Below are 19,631 nucleotides of genomic sequence, written 5' to 3' on the forward strand. Positions count from 1 at the left end.
TTGACCCCTGCACCTATCGGCTTTCCCTACGCTGGGTCACGTGCAGCGCCTCTACGACTTCATCCGCAGACACCCGACCGGCGTCGACACCTTCTGGGCCGTCGTCCTGTTCGGGTTCTCCCTGCTGTGGGTGGGCGGCGGCGCCCCGGCCGGCACCGCCGTCGCCGGCTACCTCGGCGTCGCCGTGCTCTACTCGCTCGTCATCGCCCTCCGGCGGCGCGCGCCCGAGAAGATGCTGGTCCTCGCCGTCGTCCTCGGCCTCGTCCAGCTCGCCTTCGGGATCGTCCCGTTCATGGCCGACTTCGCCATGCTCGTGATCATCTACACGGTCGCCGCGCACGACGGGCCCCGCTGGGCCTCCCGGCTCGCCCTCGCCGGCGGCCTCGCCGCCGCCACGCTCTCCCAGCTGCGCTGGCCACTGGAGGGGTCCCGCTCCTCCGCGGCCACCGTCTTCTTCACCGTCATCATGACCGTGCCCTTCGCCCTCGCCTGGGTGCTCGGCGACTCCCTGCGCACCCGCCGCGCCTACTTCGCCCAGCTGGAGGAACGTGCCTCCCGCCTGGAGAAGGAACGCGAGGCCCAGGCCAAGGTCGCCGTCGCCGCCGAGCGCGCCCGGATCGCCCGCGAGCTGCACGACGTCGTCGCCCACAACGTCTCCGTCATGGTCGTCCAGGCCGACGGCGCCGCCTACGTCATGGACTCCTCCCCCGAGACCGCCAAGCAGGCCCTGGAGACCATCGCCGGCACCGGCCGCCAGGCCCTCGCCGAGATGCGCCGCCTGCTGGGCATCCTGCGCACCGGCGAGCACCAGGAGGCCGGCGAGTACGTCCCCCAGCCCGACGTGCAGCAGATCGAGGACCTCGTCGAGCAGGTCCGCGGCGCCGGCCTCGCCGTCGACTTCAAGATCGAGGGCACCCCGCGTCCGCTCCCCAGCGGCGTCGAGCTCACCGCGTACCGGATCGTCCAGGAAGCCCTCACCAACAGCCGCAAGCACGGCGGCCCCGACGTCGGCGCCAGCGTCCGCCTGGTCTACTTCGACGACGGGCTCGGGCTGCTCGTCGAGGACGACGGGCGGGGCGCGCCCCAGGAGATGTACGAGGACGGCGGTGCCGACGGGCGCGGCCACGGGCTCATCGGCATGCGGGAGCGGGTCGGCATGGTCGGCGGCACCCTGGACGCGGGGCCGCGGCCCGGCGGCGGCTTCCGCATCAGTGCCCTGCTTCCGCTCAAGCCCGCCCACTGATCCCGACCCCGACCCCGCAGACCCGAAGGAACAGCATGTCCATCCGTGTGATGCTCGTCGACGACCAGGTGCTGCTGCGCACCGGCTTCCGCATGGTGCTCGCCGCCCAGCCGGACATGGAGGTCGTGGCCGAGGCGGGCGACGGCGTGGAGGCCCTGGAGGTGCTGCGGGGGACCGAGGTCGATGTCGTCCTGATGGACGTGCGCATGCCCAAGCTCGACGGGGTCGAGACCACCCGCCGGATCTGCTCCCAGCCCGGCGCGCCCAAGGTGCTGATCCTCACCACCTTCGACCTCGACGAGTACGCCTTCTCCGGGCTCAAGGCCGGGGCCAGCGGCTTCATGCTCAAGGACGTGCCGCCCGCCGAGCTGCTCGGCGCCATCCGGTCCGTGCACAGCGGCGACGCCGTCGTCGCCCCCTCCACCACCCGGCGCCTCCTCGACCGCTTCTCGCCCATGCTGCCGTCGACCGGGCGCGAGAGCCGCGCCGCCGACAGCGGCATCGACCGGCTCACCGACCGCGAGCGCGAGGTCATGCTGCTGGTCGCCCAGGGGCTGTCCAACGGCGAGATCGCGGCCCGGCTCGTGCTGTCCGAAGCGACCGTGAAGACGCACGTGGGGCGGATCCTCACCAAGCTCGACCTGCGCGACCGGGTGCAGGTCGTCGTCCTCGCCTACGAGACCGGTCTCGTACGGGCCGGGGGCGGGTCGCTCTAGCCCCGGCCTCGCCGGGGTCGGGGTCTCGGATTCGCCGGAGTACCGGCCTCAGCGGAGTACCGGTTCCAGCGGAGTACCGGCTTCAGCGGAGTACCGACTCCAGGAAGTCGCTGCCCAGTCTCGCCACCACCGAGAAGTCCAGCTGGTGCAGCACGTAGCGGCCCCGGCGCTGGGTCGTCAGCAGGCCCGCCTTCTTCAGGACGGAGAGGTGGCGGGAGACCTCCGGGGCCGTGATGCCGTACGCGTCGGCCAGCTCGCTCGTCGAGTACGGGCCGCGCGCCAGGTTCCGGCACAGCCGCATCCGCATCGGGTGGGCGATCGCCTCCAGGCGTGCCTTGACCGTCTCCACCGGCTCCGCGCCGCCGACGTCACGCGTCGCCGCCGGATACTGGATCACCGGCTGCCAGCCGGGCGCGCTCGTCGCGAACAGGTGCGGCCAGCCGAAGGCCGTCGGCACCAGCGTCACCCCGGTGCCCAGGGCCTCCGTCCTGCCGTGCACCAGCTTGTCCACGACGATCCGGCTGCCGTGCGGGCCCTCCTCCAGGCTGAGCGCCGGGGAGGCCGCCGCCAGCGCCTCCCCGAGGCCCTTGCGGCGCAGCAGCTCCGTCTTGTGGCGGGCGTCGGCGGCGAGCTGGACGCGCACCCGGCGCCAGGTGTCGGCGAAGAACGCGTCGTCGCAGTCCTCCAGGAGGCGGCGTATCCAGGCGCGTACCGCCGTCGGCTCGGCCAGCATCCGCTCCACGAACGCGGCCTGGCGCGGGCCCCGCGCGGCGGCCAGGTCCAGGGCGCGGCGGCGGCTCTGCTCGTCGACCAGCGGGGACGGGATGCCCTCGGAGTAGCGGCTGCTGCACGAGATCTCCAGGGCCGCGCCCACGAACTTCTCGTCGTCCAGACGGTCGAGGTCGTCCAGCTCCTCGGCCAGGGTCTCGCGGGGTTCCGCCGGCAGCAGGAAGTCGGAACGGGTGGACCGCCACATGAAGTCGGCCTCGTGCAGCCGGTCCGCCAGCTCCGGCTTGAGGCCGGCGGAGGTCGTCGTCGTCCAGGCGTGCAGCCGGGCGTGGTGGGCAGGCTCGGCCAGCGCGTGCAGGGCGTTGCCCAGCTCGGCCAGCGGCGAGGGGCAGAAGCTGATCCGCTCGTGCGGCAGTCCGGTGATGTCGATCGTCACGCTCACCCCCCTATGGTGCGGGGGCGGACGGGGGTGCTGTCCCGCCATTTGACCAGGGGCGTCAATCGGCGGGCCCGGGCGGGCCGGCCGGGCGCACGGTGTGCTCATGAACGCCCTTCACCAGTACCTCTTGGACAGCTACCGGGCCGATCAGCGCCGTCAGCCCCCGCCTCCCGTGCCGGGCACGCACGATGTCGCCGTGCTGCGGGCGGTGGTGCGGTGGCTGCTGCGGCGGCCCGTGCGGTGACGCGGCCCCCCCGGCCCGGCCCCCGCTCCCGCCGGTGGGGCGCCTAGTGGCCGGTCAGCCGCGCCAGGAAGCCGCGGGTCGCCGTCCTCACGTCGTCCGCCGTCCAGTCCAGGCCCGGGGCGCTGACCGTCACCTCGGTGACCGACAGGCCGGGCGGGCCGCCCGCAGGGGCCGGGAACCAGCGGCGGAACAGGGCGGTGCCCTCCTCGGCGAGGGCCAGCGAGGCCGCGGTGAGGGCCTCGGGGGGGTACGGGAGCCAGACCTGGAACTGGTGGGTGTGGGGCTGGTCCGGGTGGACGCGGAACCAGGGGAGCTTCGCTTCCTCGAAGGTCTCCCGGAGGGCTTGCGCCACCATGCGGGCGTGGGCCACGTAGGCCGGGAGCCGGGGGAGTTCCGTGTCCAGGCCGCGCAGGGCCGACACGGCCGCCGGGTACTGCTGGAAGACGTCGCCGCCATAACGGTGGCGCCACAGGCGGGCCTCGGCGATCAGGTCCTCGGGGCCGGCCAGGGCGGCGCCCGACATGCCGCCGAGCGACTTGTAGAACGACACGTACACGGTGTCGGCGAGCGCCGCGATCTCGGGGAGCTCGCGGCCGAAATGCGTCGGCGTCTCCCAGATGCGGGCGCCGTCGAAGTGGATCACGGCGTCGCGCTCGCGGGCCGCCTCGACCGCGTCGGTCAGCTCCTCCCAGGACGGGAGCACGAAGCCCGCGTCGCGCAGGGGGAGCTCCAGCATCAGGGTGCCGAACGGTTCCGGGTGCTCGCGGATCTCCTCCGCCGTCGGCAGGCGGGGGTCCGTCGTGGGGTGGGTCGTGCGGAGGGCGGAGAGCGCCGTGAAGGCCTGGTCCTCGTGGAGCTCGGGGTGGGCCAGGGGGTGGAGGGCCACGACCGGGTTGCCGGTGCGGGCGGCCCAGCAGCGCAGCGCCACCTGCTGGGCCATCGTCCCGGTGGGGAAGAAGGCCGCCGCCGGGAAGCCCAGCTCGCGGGCGATCCGGGTCTCCAGCTCGGCGACGACGCCGTCGCCGTAGAGGTCCAGCGGGGCGTCCGCGTGCGGGCTCTCCGCCGCCCAGTCGGCCAGCTCGCGCAGGCGGGCCGCGACCGTGCCGTCGGGGGAGGCGTCCCACAGCTTGCGCGGGGCCTCGCGCAGGGCCCGGCGGAGGGCGGCCGTCGGGTCCGCCGCGTCGGGGGTGGTGCCGGTGTCGGTCTGCTGGTCTGTCTCCATGGGCAGATCATCACACCGTCGCCCACACCCTGTGGACAGCCACGGGGCCGCGCGAAACGCTGGCGTAGCATGACCAGAAATCGTCCGGTACCCCCCGCGGACTGGAACGGAAGGCCGACCCGATCGTGAACGCACCACCAGAGAACCGGCAGCCCCGGGCCGAGGACCGGCCCGCCCGGCTCGCCGTCGGCGTCGTGGGAGCGGGGCGGGTGGGACCCGTCCTCGCCGCGGCGCTGCAGCTCGCCGGGCACCGCACCGTCGCCGTGTCGGCGGTCTCCGAGGCCTCCCGCCGCCGGGCCGCCGTCCTGCTGCCCGACGTGCCCGTCATGGAGCCCGTCCGGGTGCTCGCCGTGGCGGACCTGGTGCTGCTCACGGTGCCCGACGACGCCCTGCCCGGGCTCGTCGAGGGGCTCGCCGACACCGGGGCCGTACGGCCGGGACAGCTGATCGTGCACACCTCCGGGCGGTACGGGGTCCGGGTGCTCGACCCCGCGCGCCGCGCGGGTGCGCTGCCGCTCGCCCTGCACCCCGCCATGACCTTCACCGGCACCTCCGTGGACGTCCAGCGGCTGGCCGGCTGCTCGTTCGGCGTCACCGCCCCCGACGAGCTGCGGCTCGCCGCGGAGGCGCTCGTCATCGAGATGGGCGGCGAGCCCGAGTGGATCGCCGAGGAGAACCGGCCGCTCTACCACGCGGCCCTCGCCCTCGGTGCGAACCACCTGGTCACCCTGGTCGCCCAGTCCATGGAGCTGCTCCGCTCGGCCGGGGTCTCCGCTCCCGACCGGATGCTCGGGCCGCTGCTCGGCGCCGCCCTGGACAACGCGCTGCGGTCCGGCGACGCCGCCCTGACCGGGCCGGTCGCCCGCGGCGACGCCGGGACGGTCGCGGCGCACGTCGCCGAGCTGCACAAGCACGCGCCCGGCACCGTCGCGGGCTATCTGGCGATGGCCCGCGCGACCGCCGACCGGGCGCTCGCGCACGGCCTGCTCAAGCCCGAGCTGGCCGAGGATCTGCTGGGCGTGCTCGCCGAGGGGGATGACCGCCGATGACCATCGCTCCGGTGCGTACGGGTGAGGAGCTGCGGGCGCTGAAGGGCGCCGGGCGGCGGGCCGTCGTCATGACCATGGGCGCCCTGCACGAGGGCCACGCCACGCTGGTGCGGGCCGCCCGGGAACGGGTCGGGGCCGACGGCACCGTCGTCGTCACCGTGTTCGTCAACCCGCTCCAGTTCGGTGCCGGCGAGGACCTCGACCGCTATCCGCGGACCCTGGACTCCGACCTGGCGCTCGCGGAGGCGGCCGGCGCCGACGCCGTGTTCGCCCCGGCGGTCGACGAGGTCTACCCGGGGGGCGAGCCGCAGGTGCGGATCACGGCCGGGCCCATGGGCGAGCGCCTCGAAGGCGCCTCCCGGCCCGGGCACTTCGACGGGATGCTCACCGTCGTCGCCAAGCTCCTCCACCTGACCGCGCCCGACCTGGCCTTCTTCGGTCAGAAGGACGCCCAGCAGCTGGCCCTGATCCGCCGCATGGTCCGCGACCTGAACTTCCCGGTCGAGATCGTCGGCGTGCCGACCGTCCGCGAGTCCGACGGCCTCGCCCTGTCCAGCCGCAACCGCTACCTGTCGGCCGAGGAGCGGCGTACGGCGCTGGCGCTGTCCCGCGCGCTGTTCGCCGCCCGCGACCGGCTGGCCGCCCAGGAGGCGCTGCGCGCCCGCGCGGCCGCGCTGCCGGGTGCCCAGGGACGGGCCGACGCCCGCGCGGAGGCGCTGTCGCGGCTCGGCGAGGCCCGGGCCGCCGCCGACGCGCACGCGGTCGCCCAGGCGGCCGAGGGCAGGGGCGCCGAGGCGGTGCGGGCGACCGCCCGCGGCGTGCTCGAGGACGCGGCGCGCGCCGAGCCGCCGCTCACCCTGGACTATCTCGCCCTGGTCGACCCGGCCGACTTCACCGAGGTCGAGGACGGGCACGACGGAGAGGCGATCCTCGCCGTCGCCGCGCGCGTGGGGAGCACGCGGCTCATCGACAACATCCCCCTGACCTTCGGAGCCGTGAAGTGACCGGAATACGGCTGCAGGCGCCCGCCCCGGGCTGGTCCATCGACGCCGACGTCGTCGTGGTCGGCTCCGGTGTCGCCGGGCTGACCGCGGCCCTGCGCTGCACCGCCGCGGGGCTGCGCACGGTCGTCGTCACCAAGGCCCTGCTCGACGACGGCTCGACCCGCTGGGCACAGGGCGGCATCGCCGCCGCGCTCGGCGAGGGCGACACCCCCGAGCAGCACCTGGACGACACCCTGGTGGCGGGCGCCGGGCTCTGCGACGAGCAGGCCGTGCGGGCGCTGGTCACCGAGGGGCCGGACGCGGTGCGCCGGCTGATCGCGACGGGCGCCGACTTCGACCGTACGGACGGGGGCGAGATCGCGCTGACCCGCGAGGGCGGCCACCACCGCCGCCGGATCGCGCACGCCGGCGGCGACGCGACCGGCGCGGAGATCTCCCGCGCGCTGGTCGAGGCGATACGCGACCGGGGTGTGCACACCATCGAGCACGCGCTCGTCCTGGACCTCCTGAAGGACGCCGAGGGCCGTACGGCGGGCGTGACCCTGCACGTGATGGGCGAGGGTCAGCACGACGGCGTCGGTGCCGTCCGCGCGCCGGCCGTGATCCTCGCCACGGGCGGGATGGGGCAGGTCTTCTCGGCCACCACCAACCCCGCGGTCTCCACCGGCGACGGCGTGGCGCTGGCGCTGCGCGCGGGGGCGGAGATCTCGGACCTGGAGTTCGTGCAGTTCCACCCGACGGTGCTGTTCCTCGGCGCCGGCTCGGAGGGCCAGCAGCCGCTGGTCTCCGAGGCGGTACGGGGCGAGGGCGCCCACCTCGTCGACGCCGACGGGGTCCGCTTCATGCTGGGGCAGCACGAGCTGGCCGAGCTGGCGCCCCGGGACATCGTCGCCAAGGCGATCACGCGCCGGATGCAGGAGCAGGGCGCCGAGCACATGTACCTCGACGGCCGCCACTTCGGCGCCGAGATGTGGGAGCAGCGCTTCCCGACGATCCTGGCGGCCTGCCGGGCGCACGGCATCGACCCGGTCACGGAGCCGATCCCGGTCGCCCCGGCGGCCCACTACGCCTCCGGCGGCGTCCGCACCGACCTGCGCGGCCGGGCGACGGTGCCGGGCCTGTACGCGTGCGGCGAGGTCGCCTGCACGGGCGTGCACGGTGCCAACCGGCTCGCCTCGAACTCGCTCCTGGAGGGCCTGGTCTTCGCCGAGCGGATCGCCGACGACATCACGGCGCACGGCCCGCACCGCGAGGGGCTGCCGGTCGCCGAGGACGGGTCCACGGTGCTGACGCTGCTCGGCCCCGAGGTCCGCCGGGACATCCAACGGACCATGACCGAGGGCGCCGGCGTGCTGCGGTCGGCCGGGAGCCTGTCCGACGCGGCCGACGCCCTGGAGGCGCTCCGGCTGGACGCCGAGGGCGAGCGCAAGGCGGCCGAGCCGGGGGTCGACTCCTGGGAGACCACCAATCTGCTGTGCGTCGCCCGGGTCCTGGTGGCCGCCGCGCAGGAGCGCGAGGAGACCCGCGGCTGCCACTGGCGCGAGGACCGGCCCGACCGGGACGACGCGCACTGGCGCCGCCACCTGGTCGTCCGGCTGACGTCCGACCGCCGACTGGTGGTCCGCCGCACCGCCACCGCAGACTTTCCTCCCGTAACCCCCGACGCATCCATGGAGCCGCAGTCGTGAGCACGCCCGAAGAAGCACGTCCGCAGCCCGTGGACGTCCCCCTCATCCAGATCAACGCGCCCGCCGAGGGCGGCGGCTGCGGCGACGGCTGCGGCTGTGGCGGCGCGGAGGAGTTCGAGTGCGGGCTCGACCCGGCGCTCGCCCAGCTGCTCGCCGACGCGGGGCTCGACCCGGTGCAGGTCGAGGACATCGCGCACCTGGCCATCGCCGAGGACCTCGACGGCGGCGTGGACGTGACGACCGTGGCGACCGTCCCCGAGGACGCCGTCGCGACCGCCGACTTCACCGCCCGTGAGGCCGGTGTGGTGGCGGGTCTGCGGGTCGCCGAGGCGGTGCTGTCGATCGTCTGCACCGACGAGTTCGAGGTCGAGCGGCACGTCGAGGACGGCGAGCGGGTCGAGGCCGGCGACAAGCTGCTGAGCGTCACCGCCCGCACCCGTGACCTGCTCACCGGCGAGCGCAGCGCCCTGAACATCCTGTGCCGCCTGTCCGGCATCGCCACCGCCACCCGCGCCTGGGCGGACGCCCTGGAGGGCACCCGGGCGAAGGTCCGTGACACCCGGAAGACGACTCCGGGCCTGCGCGCCCTGGAGAAGTACGCGGTGCGCTGCGGCGGCGGCGTGAACCACCGCATGTCGCTGTCGGACGCGGCGCTGGTGAAGGACAACCACGTGGTGGCCGCCGGTGGCGTCGCGGAGGCCTTCAAGGCCGTGCGGGAGCTGTTCCCGGAGGTCCCGATCGAGGTCGAGGTCGACACGATGCACCAGGTCCGCGAGGTCCTGGACGCGGGCGCCGACCTGATCCTGCTGGACAACTTCACCCCGGGCGAGACCGAGGAGGCCGTGGCGCTGGTCGCGGGCCGGGCGGTCCTGGAGTCCTCCGGCCGGCTCACCCTGGAGAACGCGGCGGCGTACGCGGCCACCGGCGTGGACTACCTGGCGGTGGGCGGGCTCACCCACTCGTCCCCGATCCTGGACATCGGGCTCGACCTGCGCGAGGCGGCCGTCTGATGCTGCTCACGATCGACGTCGGCAACACCCAGACGGTCCTCGGCCTCTTCGACGGCGACGAGATCGTGGAGCACTGGCGCATCTCCACGGACCCGCGCCGCACCGCCGACGAGTGGGCGGTGCTGCTGCAGGGCCTGATGGGCATGCATCCGCTGCTCGGCGTCGAGCTGAGCGACGGCATCGGGGGGATCGCCATCTGCGCGACGGTCCCCTCGGTGCTGCACGAGCTGCGCGAGGTGACGCGCCGCTACTACGGGGACGTCCCGGCGGTCCTGGTGGAGCCGGGCGTCAAGACGGGCGTCCCGGTCCTCACGGACAACCCGAAGGAGGTCGGCGCCGACCGGGTCATCAACGCGGTCGCGGCCGTCGAGCTGTACGGCGGTCCGGCGATCGTCGTCGACTTCGGCACGGCGACGACGTACGACGCGGTCACCGCGCGCGGCGAGTACGCGGGCGGCGCGATCGCCCCGGGCATAGAGATCTCGGTGGAGGCGCTGGGCGTCAAGGGCGCCATGCTCCGCAAGATCGAGCTGGCCCGGCCGCGCAGCGTGATCGGCAAGAACACGGTCGAGGCCATGCAGTCGGGCATCGTCTTCGGTTACGCCGGGCAGGTCGACGGCGTGGTCGGGCGGATGAAGCGCGAGCTGGCCGGCCCGAACGGGGACCCCTCGCAGGTGACGGTGATCGCCACCGGCGGCCTGGCGCCGATGGTGCTGGCCGACTCCAAGGAGATCGCCGCCCATGAGCCGTGGCTGACCCTGATCGGCCTGCGGCTGGTGTACGAACGCAACGTCTCGCGGCTGTGATCCTCCCGGCGGGGCCGACCCGCCGGGAAGATCGAAAAGCGGGAGATTTGTCCGATTAGCGCGTATCGTCGGTCCATGCCCACGCCCTACGGATCCCGCGGCGGCATGGCGTTCAGCGCGGACGAGCTGCGTGTCCTCCGCCGCGCCCTCGCCACTGCCCTCAACCCCGCCCCCCTTCAGGACGACGACGTCCAGGACTGCCTGCGCCTGGCCGAATCCGTGGACGAGACGGTGGCCGAGGCCGGCCGGCTGCGCGCCTTCCTCCTCGCCGACCTGGTCCGCTACCGGCAGGCCCTGCCCGGCTCCCTGACGGGCTACCTGGAGCTTCTCCAGGACGCCCTGGCGGCCGGCTACGACCCCGGCGCCGACGACCTCGCGGCCCTGCGGGCGCTGCGGGCCAACCCCGCCGCCGGTGCGCTGCTCGCCCGCTGCCAGGTGCTGGCGGAACGATCCGTCCGCGCCCGGCTGGCCCGCGTGGCCCAGGCGCAGGCCCCGGTCCGCGCCGTCTCCGGAGCCCCCCGCGCCCGGCTGCTCGCCCTGCCCGGCGGTCGCGCCGCCGCCGACGGCGGATCCGGGCCGGGCACGCCCGGGAAGCCCGCGCCCAAGCCGCCGGCGCCCGGCGAGCGCCCGGTGCCCAAGCCCTCCGAGGTCTTCCCGCCACGCCGGCGGCCGGTACCCCCGCCCCCGCCCGAGGAACGCGTCGCGGGCTAGCTAGTCTGGATGCCATGGACTACGTATCCGCGCTCCTGCCCCCCGTCGTGATGGCCGTCTTCTTCATCGGCCTGGTCGTCACGATCGTGAAGAGCCAGGGCGGCCCGAACAAGGCCAAGGAGGACGCGATCGTGGACGCCGCGCTGGCCCGCGCCGAGTCCACCCGGCAGCAGGGCGACGCCACCCCGTAACGGGACCGCAAGCCCCGAGGACGTACGACCGCCGTCAGGCCGTACGTCCTTTTTGCGCTCTTGCAGGGCGTTTTCTTCGCGAATGTGCGCCGATGGGGGATTATCCGGTCGCCGCGCACTATGGTGACGCTGTGCCCCGCCAATTGGGAGAGCTGGAAGACGCCGTCATGACCCGCGTCTGGCAATGGAACCGCCCGGTGACCGTCCGGGAAGTCCTGGAGGATCTCCAGCAGGAACGGTCCATCGCCTACACCACCGTCATGACCGTATTGGACAATCTCCATCAGAAGGGCTGGGTCCGCAGGGAAGTCGAAGGCCGCGCCTATCGATATACGGCGGTCTCCACCCGAGCCGCCTACTCGGCCGCACTGATGAACGAAGCCTGGGCGCAGAGCGACAACCCCGCCGCCGCCCTGGTCGCCTTCTTCGGCATGATGTCGCCCGAACAGCGCGAGGCCCTGAACGACGCCGTGCGTATGGTCCAGCGGGACAGTCCCGAGCCGGCCGCGGCCCCTGAGCAGGGCGGCGCCGAGCCGGGGGGCCGGGGGCGATAACGTCCCCCCATGCCTTCCGCCAATGCCGTCACCGTACGCCGGGCCCGCACCTCCGATGTCGCCGCCGTGCGCCGTCTCGTCGACCCCTTCGTGCGACGCGGCATCCTGCTCGACAAAGCGACCGTGACGCTTTACGAGTCCATCCAGGAGTTCTGGGTCGCCGAACGCGACGACGACGCGACGGTCGTCGGCTGCGGCGCGCTCCACGTGATGTGGGAAGACCTCGCCGAAGTCCGTACTCTCGCCGTCGATCCCGGCTTCAAGGGCTCCGGAGTGGGACATCAGGTGCTGGACAAGTTGCTCCACACCGCCCGATGGCTCGGTGTCCGCAGGGTTTTCTGCCTCACCTTCGAAGTCGACTTCTTCGCGAAGCACGGCTTCGTCGAGATCGGTGAGACTCCGGTCGACGGAGATGTCTACAGCGAGCTCCTGCGTTCCTATGACGAGGGCGTCGCGGAGTTCCTCGGTCTCGAACGAGTGAAGCCGAACACCTTGGGCAACAGCCGGATGCTTCTGCACCTGTGAGCCGGTGCCTATGTCCGAATCGCGCACGTTTCCCGCGTTGCCGGGGTTCTGAACCTCTGCCAGGGGTTTGTGTTTTTCCGGGAAAAGCGGTTTCCTTTCCGCGTACTGCATTTTCGATGAAAGGAAATCCGGTGGCACAGAAGGTTCAGGTCCTTCTTGTCGATGACCTCGACGGCGGCGAGGCGGACGAGACCGTGACGTTCGCTCTGGACGGCAAGTCCTACGAGATCGACCTCACCACCGCCAACGCGGACAAGCTCCGCGACCTGCTCGAGCCGTACACCAAGAGCGGTCGTCGCACCGGTGGCCGCAGCGCCGGCGCCCGGGGCAAGGGCCGTGTCGTCGCCTCCGGCGGCAGCCCGGACACCGCGAAGATCCGCGCGTGGGCCAAGGAGAACGGTTACAACGTGAACGACCGCGGCCGCGTGCCCGCGGAGATCAAGGCTGCCTACGAGGACGCCAACCGCTGAGGCGCCGGCTGCCGAGTCGCCGGGCCCGCCCCCCGCGGGTGGTTCCGGGCGGCACTCAGCAGCCGCACCCGGTGGCACTCCGCGGCGGCGGCGGCCACGAGCCGCGCCAGACAGGGGGCGGACCCCTCGGCCGCGGCGCGCCCGCGCACCGTGGGCCGCAGGGCCGGCAGCGAGGACTCCACCTCGCGTCCCGGCTCCGGGGCCCGCAGCCACACCGGGGCGCCGGGAGCACCGGAACGGCTCCAGCCAGGGGGAACGGGCGCGGTCATCCGGCCGTCGGTGCCCAGCGCCGCGAGATCCAGCGAGATCCCGCCCCACTCCAGCCACTCGAGCAGTCCGGGCAGCTCCTCCGCGCTCCCCGCTGCCACGAGCAGCCGCATCCGCCGCCCCATGAGGGCCACGGGTCCGGTGCCGGCGCCCATCCGGCGCAGCACCCCGCGACCGGCCGCGGCGGGCATTTCGAGCACGTCGAAGCGCAGCCCCGTCACGAGCTGCACCGGAGGTCCGGCCACGGTCGCCCAGCCGAGCTCGGTCTCGTACCACCCGGCCGTGCCGCCGTCGAGCGGCGAGCGGGGGAGCGGGACGGTGAGGGCCATACCGGAGGAACGCCTTCGGGGGCTTCTTGGTTACGTCGGTGGACGCACCCGGTGGCGGAAGGTCCTTGATCCGATGCGCGGAGTGTCCATGATGGGGGCGTACGGGTGCATTCGAGAGCGCAAGGGTGTTCGCCCGTAGCGGAGGGAACCGGGGTGTGCCGCATGGAGTGTCGGTCCTTACGGGTAAGACATTCCATGTGAGGAGGGGTGCCTCGCGGGCCGCCGCGTCTCACGTTCGCCATCGGCGTACTGGAGGTGCGGGTAACTACTTGGCCTGCGGGAACATCGTCTCGCACCATCGAGTTGGAGCATTTGTCGGCTGTTCGGCAGCAGGTCTCCCCAAGAAGTAAGGGGGTGATCCGGACGGATGTCGGCAGTTGGAATGAGCGGTCCCCGCTTGCGGGACTAAGCTGCGGAAGGACAGGGAGGGGATCGACCCCTAACTGACTGACCGCTCTGAGGAGCGATTAACGATGTTCGAGAGGTTCACCGACCGCGCGCGGCGGGTTGTCGTCCTGGCTCAGGAAGAAGCCCGGATGCTCAACCACAACTACATCGGCACCGAGCACATCCTCCTGGGCCTTATCCACGAGGGTGAGGGTGTCGCCGCTAAGGCCCTGGAGAGCCTCGGGATTTCGCTCGAGGCGGTCCGCCAGCAGGTGGAGGAGATCATCGGTCAGGGCCAGCAGGCCCCGTCCGGCCACATCCCCTTCACCCCTCGTGCCAAGAAGGTCCTGGAGCTGTCGCTCCGGGAGGCCCTCCAGCTCGGCCACAACTACATCGGCACCGAGCACATCCTGCTCGGCCTGATCCGCGAGGGCGAGGGCGTCGCCGCCCAGGTCCTCGTGAAGCTGGGCGCCGATCTCAACCGGGTGCGGCAGCAGGTCATCCAGCTGCTCTCCGGCTACCAGGGCAAGGAAGCCGCCACCGCCGGCGGTCCTGCCGAGGGCACGCCCTCGACGTCCCTGGTCCTCGACCAGTTCGGCCGCAACCTCACCCAGGCGGCCCGCGAGTCCAAGCTCGACCCGGTCATCGGGCGCGAGAAGGAGATCGAGCGGGTCATGCAGGTGCTGTCCCGCCGCACCAAGAACAACCCGGTCCTCATCGGCGAGCCCGGCGTCGGCAAGACCGCCGTCGTCGAGGGCCTGGCGCAGGCCATCGTCAAGGGCGAGGTGCCCGAGACCCTCAAGGACAAGCACCTCTACACCCTGGACCTCGGCGCGCTGGTCGCCGGCTCCCGCTACCGCGGTGACTTCGAGGAGCGCCTGAAGAAGGTCCTCAAGGAGATCCGCACCCGCGGCGACATCATCCTGTTCATCGACGAGCTCCACACCCTGGTGGGTGCGGGCGCCGCCGAGGGCGCGATCGACGCCGCCAGCATCCTCAAGCCGATGCTGGCCCGCGGTGAGCTCCAGACCATCGGTGCCACCACGCTCGACGAGTACCGCAAGTACCTGGAGAAGGACGCCGCCCTCGAGCGCCGCTTCCAGCCCATCCAGGTCGCGGAGCCGTCGCTGCCGCACACGATCGAGATCCTCAAGGGTCTGCGCGACCGGTACGAGGCCCACCACCGCGTCTCCATCACGGACGAGGCGCTGGTCCAGGCCGCGACCCTGGCCGACCGCTACATCTCGGACCGCTTCCTCCCGGACAAGGCGATCGACCTGATCGACGAGGCCGGCTCCCGGATGCGCATCCGCCGGATGACCGCGCCGCCGGACCTCCGCGAGTTCGACGAGAAGATCGCCTCCGTCCGCCGGGACAAGGAGTCCGCGATCGACTCGCAGGACTTCGAGAAGGCCGCCTCCCTGCGCGACAAGGAGAAGCAGCTCCTCGCCGCGAAGACCAAGCGGGAGAAGGAGTGGAAGGCCGGCGACATGGACGTCGTCGCCGAGGTCGACGGCGAGCTGATCGCCGAGGTCCTCGCGACCGCCACCGGCATCCCGGTCTTCAAGCTGACCGAGGAGGAGTCGAGCCGCCTGCTGCGCATGGAGGACGAGCTCCACAAGCGCGTCATCGGCCAGAAGGACGCCGTCATCGGCCTCTCGCGGGCCATCCGCCGTACGCGGGCCGGTCTGAAGGACCCGAAGCGCCCCGGTGGCTCGTTCATCTTCGCCGGTCCGTCCGGTGTCGGTAAGACCGAGCTGTCCAAGGCGCTCGCCGAATTCCTCTTCGGCGACGAGGACGCGATGATCTCCCTCGACATGTCGGAGTTCAGCGAGAAGCACACGGTTTCCCGGCTCTTCGGTTCTCCGCCCGGATACGTCGGCTACGAAGAGGGCGGCCAGCTCACCGAGAAGGTGCGCCGCAAGCCGTTCTCCGTGGTCCTCTTCGACGAGGTCGAGAAGGCCCACCCCGATATCTTCAATTCCCTTCTCCAGATCCTGGAGGACGGTCGCCTGACCGACTCCCAGGGCCGGGTCGTGGACTTCAAGAACACGGTCATCATCATGACGACCAACCTCGGGACCAGGGACATCTCGAAGGGCTTCAACCTGGGCTTCGCCGCCCAGGGCGACACGAAGTCCAACTACGAGCGGATGAAGGCGAAGGTCAGCGACGAGCTGAAGCAGCACTTCCGCCCGGAGTTCCTCAACCGTGTGGACGACATCATCGTCTTCCCGCAGCTGACCCAGGACGACATCCTCCAGATCGTCGACCTGATGATCGGCCGCGTGGACGAGCGCCTGAAGGACCGGGACATGGGCATCGAGCTCTCCCAGTCCGCGAAGGAGCTGCTCGCCAAGAAGGGCTACGACCCGGTGCTCGGCGCCCGTCCGCTCCGCCGGACGATCCAGCGCGAGATCGAGGACACGCTGTCGGAGAAGATCCTCTTCGGCGACCTGCGCCCCGGTCACATCGTGGTCGTGGACACGGAGGGCGAGGGCGAGGAGCGCACCTTCACCTTCCGCGGCGAGGAGAAGTCGGCCCTGCCGGACGTCCCTCCGATCGAGGCGGCGGGCGGGGCGGGTCCGAACCTGTCCAAGGAAGCGTGACGCTCGGCTGATGCCGTGAGGGGCGGCCCCGGAACCTGTGGGTTCCGGGGCCGCCCCTTTGTCATTTGACGGTCAGGCGGTCGCCCAGGGCGGCGGCGCCGAGGAGGCTCTTGGCCGGGACGCCGGAGACCATGATCGCGAGGGCTTCGGGCAAGCCGTGGAGCGGCGTCAGATCGAGTGTTCCGTCGGTGTCCCGTACGTTGCCGAGCGTGAGCAACCTGAGATTGCGCAGTTCTCCTATCGCATCCAGGCGTGTGATGAGCGGGCAGTTGCTGACGAGCAGACCGCGGAGCTGGGAGCAGTCGAGGGAGGACAGAAGGTCGAGTGTGTCCAGACGCCCGTTGATGGCGATGCTGAGATGACGGAGCGGGCGGTTGCCGAGTGCTTCGACGATCTCGTCCGCGGGCAGGTCGCCCATGACGAGGACCTGCTTGAGGTGGGGCAGCTCCCGCAGGAAGCGCAGTTGCCGTGAGCCGTAGGCGCTGACCAGGTCCTGGTCCTGCAGGTGGATGAGGACCTCCCGGGCGAAGGCCTCCGGCGGGAAGGTGTCCCAGTTCGACGCGAACCGGTGTGCCTCACCGGCCTCGGCGAACGCGCGGGCGTAGGGGAGTGCGGTCGTCCCGCCGATCGCGGAGATCAGCCCGGTGATCATGTCCATGTTGTCCTTGGACGCCTCTTGGGGCCCTGGCAACAACGGCAGCACGTACTCGCCCAGCCGGGCCAGCTGCGTCACCTGTTCCGGGTTCCGTGGAGGCACCACCGACTTCACCGCCCTCTGCACGCGCCACCTCAGTGAATCGTCCAGCCACGCCGCGTGCTGGGCGGCCAGCGCGGCCAGGACGTACAGAGTCGTCTTCAGGTCCCGCTTGCGCGTCGCGGAGCCCGCCTCCAGGAGGCCCGCCACCAGCACCGGAAGGTCGCGGCGCTTGCAGTGACCGGCGGCCAGCAGGAGGACGTCGTGCCACTGCTGGTCGTGGGCGTGGCGGAGGAGTTCCGGGAGGACGTCGTCCTCGACGAACTCCTTCGCGGCCAGGAAGTCCTGGAAGGTGCGGTGGGCGAACTGGAAGACCTCGTCCGTGCGCTCCTGGAGGAGACCGCTGCGGTTGACGAGGTGGGTGAGGATCTCGGTGGTGCTCCCCTGTTCCCGGACGCGGGGCATGCCCGGCAGGTCGCGCTCGAGGCGTTGCTCGGCCTGTTCCCGGGTGAACTCGGTCTGGCCGACGCGGACCAGCCACGCAGCCAGGCGCTGGAGGAGCTGGGTGTGTTCCTCCACCGTCATGCGGATGCCGTCGGGGGCGTCGATGCGGCGCCGTTCGTCGCGGGCGCCGAGCAGCATCCTGAGCGCGGAGTCGTAGAGCTCCCAGCGGTTCTCGGGCAGGAAGCCCTCCCGCTGGCGGTGCAGGGCGCAGATCACCGCGCAGAGGAGCGGGGTGCGGGCCAGGTCGGCGAGGTTCGGATTGTGGCGGAACTGCTGGGCCAGATCGTGTTCGAGGTCGGCCAGGTTCTCCCCGGAGCCCGCGTCGAGCCGGGCGGCCTGGTGCCACGCGGCGACGAAGGCCTGGATGTCGTCGCCCCGGAGGGGGAGGAGGGTCAGCTCCTCGAAGTCCTCGGCGCCCAGCCAGTCCGCGGCCACGGCGTGCGGGCGTACGGTCGCCACGCAGCGGGTGGCGGGGTAGCGGGCCAGGAGCCCGCTGAGCCAGGCGTGGGCGTCCTCCCGGTCGCCCTGGGTGACCTCGTCCAGGCCGTCCACCAGCAGCAGCCCCCGCCCGGCGGCGAGCACCCGCCCCGCCCACCCCTCGGGCGCCGTGTCGATCATGAGCCCGGCCACGCCGGGCAGCTCGGCGGGGGACGGGAAGCCGTTGCCCCGGGCCCGCAACGACCGCAGCGGTACGACGAAGGGGACGAGGCCGTTGAGCTCGGCGAGCTCCGGGCCGAGGGTGCCGGCGGCGGCGTGGGCGGCCAGCCACCACATGAGGGTGGTCTTCCCGGCGCCCGCGTCGCCGCGGAGCAGCACGCGGGGGCGGGCGGCGAGCAGGTCGTCGATGCGGCGGGGGGCGGGGACGGCCTCCCGGTCGCGGGAGGTGGCCTCCAGGGAGAGGTAGGCGGTGTCGAGGTCCCATTCGGAGGCGCGCTTGCCCAGCTCGTCGAGCCCGAAGATCTTGGTGCGGCGGTAGGCGGCGCCGAGGGCTTCGCCGTACTCCTCCTCGTAGAAGTCGTCACGGGGGTGGGCGCCGGTGGTCGCCACGGTGACGGCGGGGAGCCACTGGCGTGCCTCGTCGTCGGCGAGGACGGCGGTGAGGGAGACGCATTCCAGGCGCTGGTGGCCCCGGCCGCGAGGGACGGCGCGGACGATGCCGAGGAGCTTCTCGCCGGCGAAGACGGGTGCGCCGGAGAGGCCCGCGAGCGGGGAGGGGCCGTCCTCGTCGGCGGTGACGGGCGGGTGGTCCAGTTCGACGGTCAGGGTGCGGCGGAGCAGGCCGGCCATGGGCAGCACGGTGCCGGTGTACTGGTCGAGGTCCGGCTTCCGTCCGTCGTACCGCTGGATCCTGGGATAGCCGATGATTTCGCAGCCGGGTATCGGGCGGGCGGTGATGACCGTGCCGAGCGGCGGGGCCGGGGTGCCGCCCGTGTCGCCCTGCAGGAGCGCCGCGTCGAGCGTGTCGTCCGACCACACCACCCGTAACCGGGTCGGGTCCTGCCCCGGCGCCACCACCATGGCGCTGTGGGCCCCGGCGAGGACATGGGCGCTGGTCAGTACCGTCCCCGGGGCCACGAGCACCCCGCTGCCCTGCTGCCGTCCCAGGACCGCGAAGACGAGGTCCGCCGTCACCGTCCCTCAGCCCCGTCGCCCTGGTCCCCGGCCCGCCCGAACCCGGACAGGTCCGCCTCCTCCTCGTTCCCCACCAGCCACGCCCCGCCGGTCGCCGTGTTCCGCGGCTTCAGGGTGAAGGAGACGCGGTGGGTCTCGCCGCGGGTGCGGGAGGCGTCGGCTCCGGCTTCGACGACCCAGGCCTTGACCTTGGTGCCGCCCTTGAGCTCCTTGCGGAGTTCGATCGTGAACTCCATCTGGATGTCGCCGACCTCGAAGCCGACGGGCTGTCCGGTGGCGCGGGCGGCGGCGTCGACGAGCTGGTCGCGCACGGCGGCGATCGCGTCGGCGAGTTCGATCGTGGAGATGTCCTGGGTCATGGCTCGGAAGTTAGTGCCGTGCGGAGGGTCGTGGAGGGGGTTCCGGAGGGTTCGGTCGCGTGACCCAGGTCCCATTCGGGGTGCGGCCGTGGTGACAAGCCGCACAGGCGTTTCGGAGGGTACTAAGTGGAATAGTCGTTTGTTCTCATCAGAAACCGGGACGTATGCGGCTCAACCTCCGGGACTTTGGTCCCGGAGGGCCCGAAGGGGACATCGCGCAGCCTTTCGGGCGGTTCGGGACGCTCGCGA

At 72.4% G+C, this 19,631-nt stretch carries 19 protein-coding genes; 14 read left to right on the forward strand and 5 right to left on the reverse strand.

The features are described from left to right. Nucleotides 1-40: 40 nt before the first annotated feature. Together ABD981_RS22495 and ABD981_RS22500 are read left to right on the forward strand one after the other, a co-directional pair. On the forward strand, nucleotides 41-1,243 hold the full coding sequence (locus tag ABD981_RS22495) for a sensor histidine kinase (RefSeq protein ID WP_345530327.1): 1,203 nt from the start codon (nucleotides 41-43) through the stop codon (nucleotides 1,241-1,243). A gap of 35 nt (nucleotides 1,244-1,278) precedes the next feature. Next, nucleotides 1,279-1,959: a response regulator gene (locus ABD981_RS22500; RefSeq protein ID WP_345530329.1), complete on the forward strand. Its 681-nt coding sequence runs from the start codon at nucleotides 1,279-1,281 to the stop codon at nucleotides 1,957-1,959. A gap of 82 nt (nucleotides 1,960-2,041) precedes the next feature. Here ABD981_RS22500 and ABD981_RS22505 read toward each other — a convergent pair whose 3' ends face one another. Continuing rightward, a complete protein-coding gene (locus ABD981_RS22505; protein ID WP_345530331.1) occupies nucleotides 2,042-3,130 on the reverse strand; it encodes a DUF5937 family protein in 1,089 nt (362 codons plus the stop codon). 100 nt (nucleotides 3,131-3,230) lie between these two features. On the opposite strand from ABD981_RS22505, the gene ABD981_RS22510 reads away from it, so the two are divergent. Next, entirely contained in the window at nucleotides 3,231-3,371 is a 141-nt protein-coding gene (locus ABD981_RS22510; RefSeq protein ID WP_345530333.1) for a hypothetical protein, read from the forward strand. 43 nt (nucleotides 3,372-3,414) lie between these two features. Here ABD981_RS22510 and ABD981_RS22515 read toward each other — a convergent pair whose 3' ends face one another. Further along, on the reverse strand, nucleotides 3,415-4,593 hold the full coding sequence (locus tag ABD981_RS22515; RefSeq protein WP_345530336.1) for a threonine aldolase family protein: 1,179 nt from the start codon (nucleotides 4,591-4,593) through the stop codon (nucleotides 3,415-3,417). Nucleotides 4,594-4,718: 125 nt separating this feature from the next. Here ABD981_RS22515 and ABD981_RS22520 point away from each other — a divergent pair, with 125 nt between their 5' ends. The 10 genes from ABD981_RS22520 to ABD981_RS22565 all read left to right on the forward strand — a co-directional run bounded on the left by ABD981_RS22520 (nucleotide 4,719) and on the right by ABD981_RS22565 (nucleotide 12,601). Beyond that, nucleotides 4,719-5,642 carry a Rossmann-like and DUF2520 domain-containing protein gene (locus ABD981_RS22520; protein WP_345530338.1) on the forward strand — a complete coding sequence of 308 codons (924 nt, stop codon included), beginning with the start codon at nucleotides 4,719-4,721 and terminating at the stop codon, nucleotides 5,640-5,642. After that, nucleotides 5,639-6,646, forward strand: a complete 1,008-nt coding sequence (panC, locus tag ABD981_RS22525; RefSeq protein ID WP_345530340.1) for a pantoate--beta-alanine ligase — start codon at nucleotides 5,639-5,641, stop codon at nucleotides 6,644-6,646. Before ABD981_RS22520 ends, panC begins: the two co-directional genes overlap by 4 nt. After that, nucleotides 6,643-8,334: an L-aspartate oxidase gene (locus tag ABD981_RS22530; protein ID WP_046911929.1), complete on the forward strand. Its 1,692-nt coding sequence runs from the start codon at nucleotides 6,643-6,645 to the stop codon at nucleotides 8,332-8,334. The genes panC and ABD981_RS22530 overlap by 4 nt, the downstream gene beginning before the upstream one ends. Beyond that, the gene (nadC, locus tag ABD981_RS22535) at nucleotides 8,331-9,344 is read left to right on the forward strand and encodes a carboxylating nicotinate-nucleotide diphosphorylase (RefSeq protein WP_046911928.1); all 1,014 of its coding nucleotides are present in this window, start codon (nucleotides 8,331-8,333) and stop codon (nucleotides 9,342-9,344) included. Before ABD981_RS22530 ends, nadC begins: the two co-directional genes overlap by 4 nt. Next, on the forward strand, nucleotides 9,344-10,150 hold the full coding sequence (locus tag ABD981_RS22540; protein WP_046911927.1) for a type III pantothenate kinase: 807 nt from the start codon (nucleotides 9,344-9,346) through the stop codon (nucleotides 10,148-10,150). The genes nadC and ABD981_RS22540 overlap by 1 nt, the downstream gene beginning before the upstream one ends. 105 nt (nucleotides 10,151-10,255) lie before the next feature. Continuing rightward, complete coding sequence (locus tag ABD981_RS22545) at nucleotides 10,256-10,861, forward strand: hypothetical protein (protein ID WP_046911926.1); 606 nt, start codon at nucleotides 10,256-10,258, stop codon at nucleotides 10,859-10,861. 14 nt (nucleotides 10,862-10,875) lie between these two features. Continuing rightward, nucleotides 10,876-11,052 (forward strand): hypothetical protein, encoded by a 177-nt coding sequence (locus ABD981_RS22550; RefSeq protein ID WP_046911925.1) that lies wholly within the window; start codon nucleotides 10,876-10,878, stop codon nucleotides 11,050-11,052. Nucleotides 11,053-11,183: 131 nt separating this feature from the next. Next, nucleotides 11,184-11,606, forward strand: coding sequence for a BlaI/MecI/CopY family transcriptional regulator (locus tag ABD981_RS22555; protein ID WP_046911935.1), 423 nt, complete (start codon nucleotides 11,184-11,186; stop codon nucleotides 11,604-11,606). Between the two features lie 9 nt (nucleotides 11,607-11,615). Further along, a complete protein-coding gene (locus tag ABD981_RS22560; RefSeq protein ID WP_046911924.1) occupies nucleotides 11,616-12,131 on the forward strand; it encodes an amino-acid N-acetyltransferase in 516 nt (171 codons plus the stop codon). A 131-nt stretch (nucleotides 12,132-12,262) separates the two neighbouring features. After that, complete coding sequence (locus tag ABD981_RS22565; protein ID WP_046911923.1) at nucleotides 12,263-12,601, forward strand: histone-like nucleoid-structuring protein Lsr2; 339 nt, start codon at nucleotides 12,263-12,265, stop codon at nucleotides 12,599-12,601. Here ABD981_RS22565 and ABD981_RS22570 read toward each other — a convergent pair. Continuing rightward, a complete protein-coding gene (locus ABD981_RS22570; protein WP_046911922.1) occupies nucleotides 12,580-13,197 on the reverse strand; it encodes an SCO3374 family protein in 618 nt (205 codons plus the stop codon). The genes ABD981_RS22565 and ABD981_RS22570 overlap by 22 nt on opposite strands. 473 nt (nucleotides 13,198-13,670) lie before the next feature. Between ABD981_RS22570 and ABD981_RS22575 the strand changes: the two genes are divergently transcribed. After that, complete coding sequence (locus ABD981_RS22575) at nucleotides 13,671-16,193, forward strand: ATP-dependent Clp protease ATP-binding subunit (RefSeq protein WP_046911921.1); 2,523 nt, start codon at nucleotides 13,671-13,673, stop codon at nucleotides 16,191-16,193. Between the two features lie 61 nt (nucleotides 16,194-16,254). Here the strand turns inward: ABD981_RS22575 and ABD981_RS22580 are convergent, their stop codons facing one another. Both ABD981_RS22580 and ABD981_RS22585 read right to left on the reverse strand, forming a co-directional pair. Further along, nucleotides 16,255-19,023 (reverse strand): serine protease, encoded by a 2,769-nt coding sequence (locus tag ABD981_RS22580; RefSeq protein WP_046911920.1) that lies wholly within the window; start codon nucleotides 19,021-19,023, stop codon nucleotides 16,255-16,257. After that, nucleotides 19,020-19,382 (reverse strand): trypco2 family protein, encoded by a 363-nt coding sequence (locus ABD981_RS22585; protein ID WP_046911919.1) that lies wholly within the window; start codon nucleotides 19,380-19,382, stop codon nucleotides 19,020-19,022. Before ABD981_RS22585 ends, ABD981_RS22580 begins: the two co-directional genes overlap by 4 nt. Nucleotides 19,383-19,631 lie beyond the last annotated feature (249 nt).

Origin of the sequence: Streptomyces showdoensis, from assembly GCF_039535475.1 — a bacterium.
Lineage (GTDB): Bacteria > Actinomycetota > Actinomycetes > Streptomycetales > Streptomycetaceae > Streptomyces > Streptomyces showdoensis.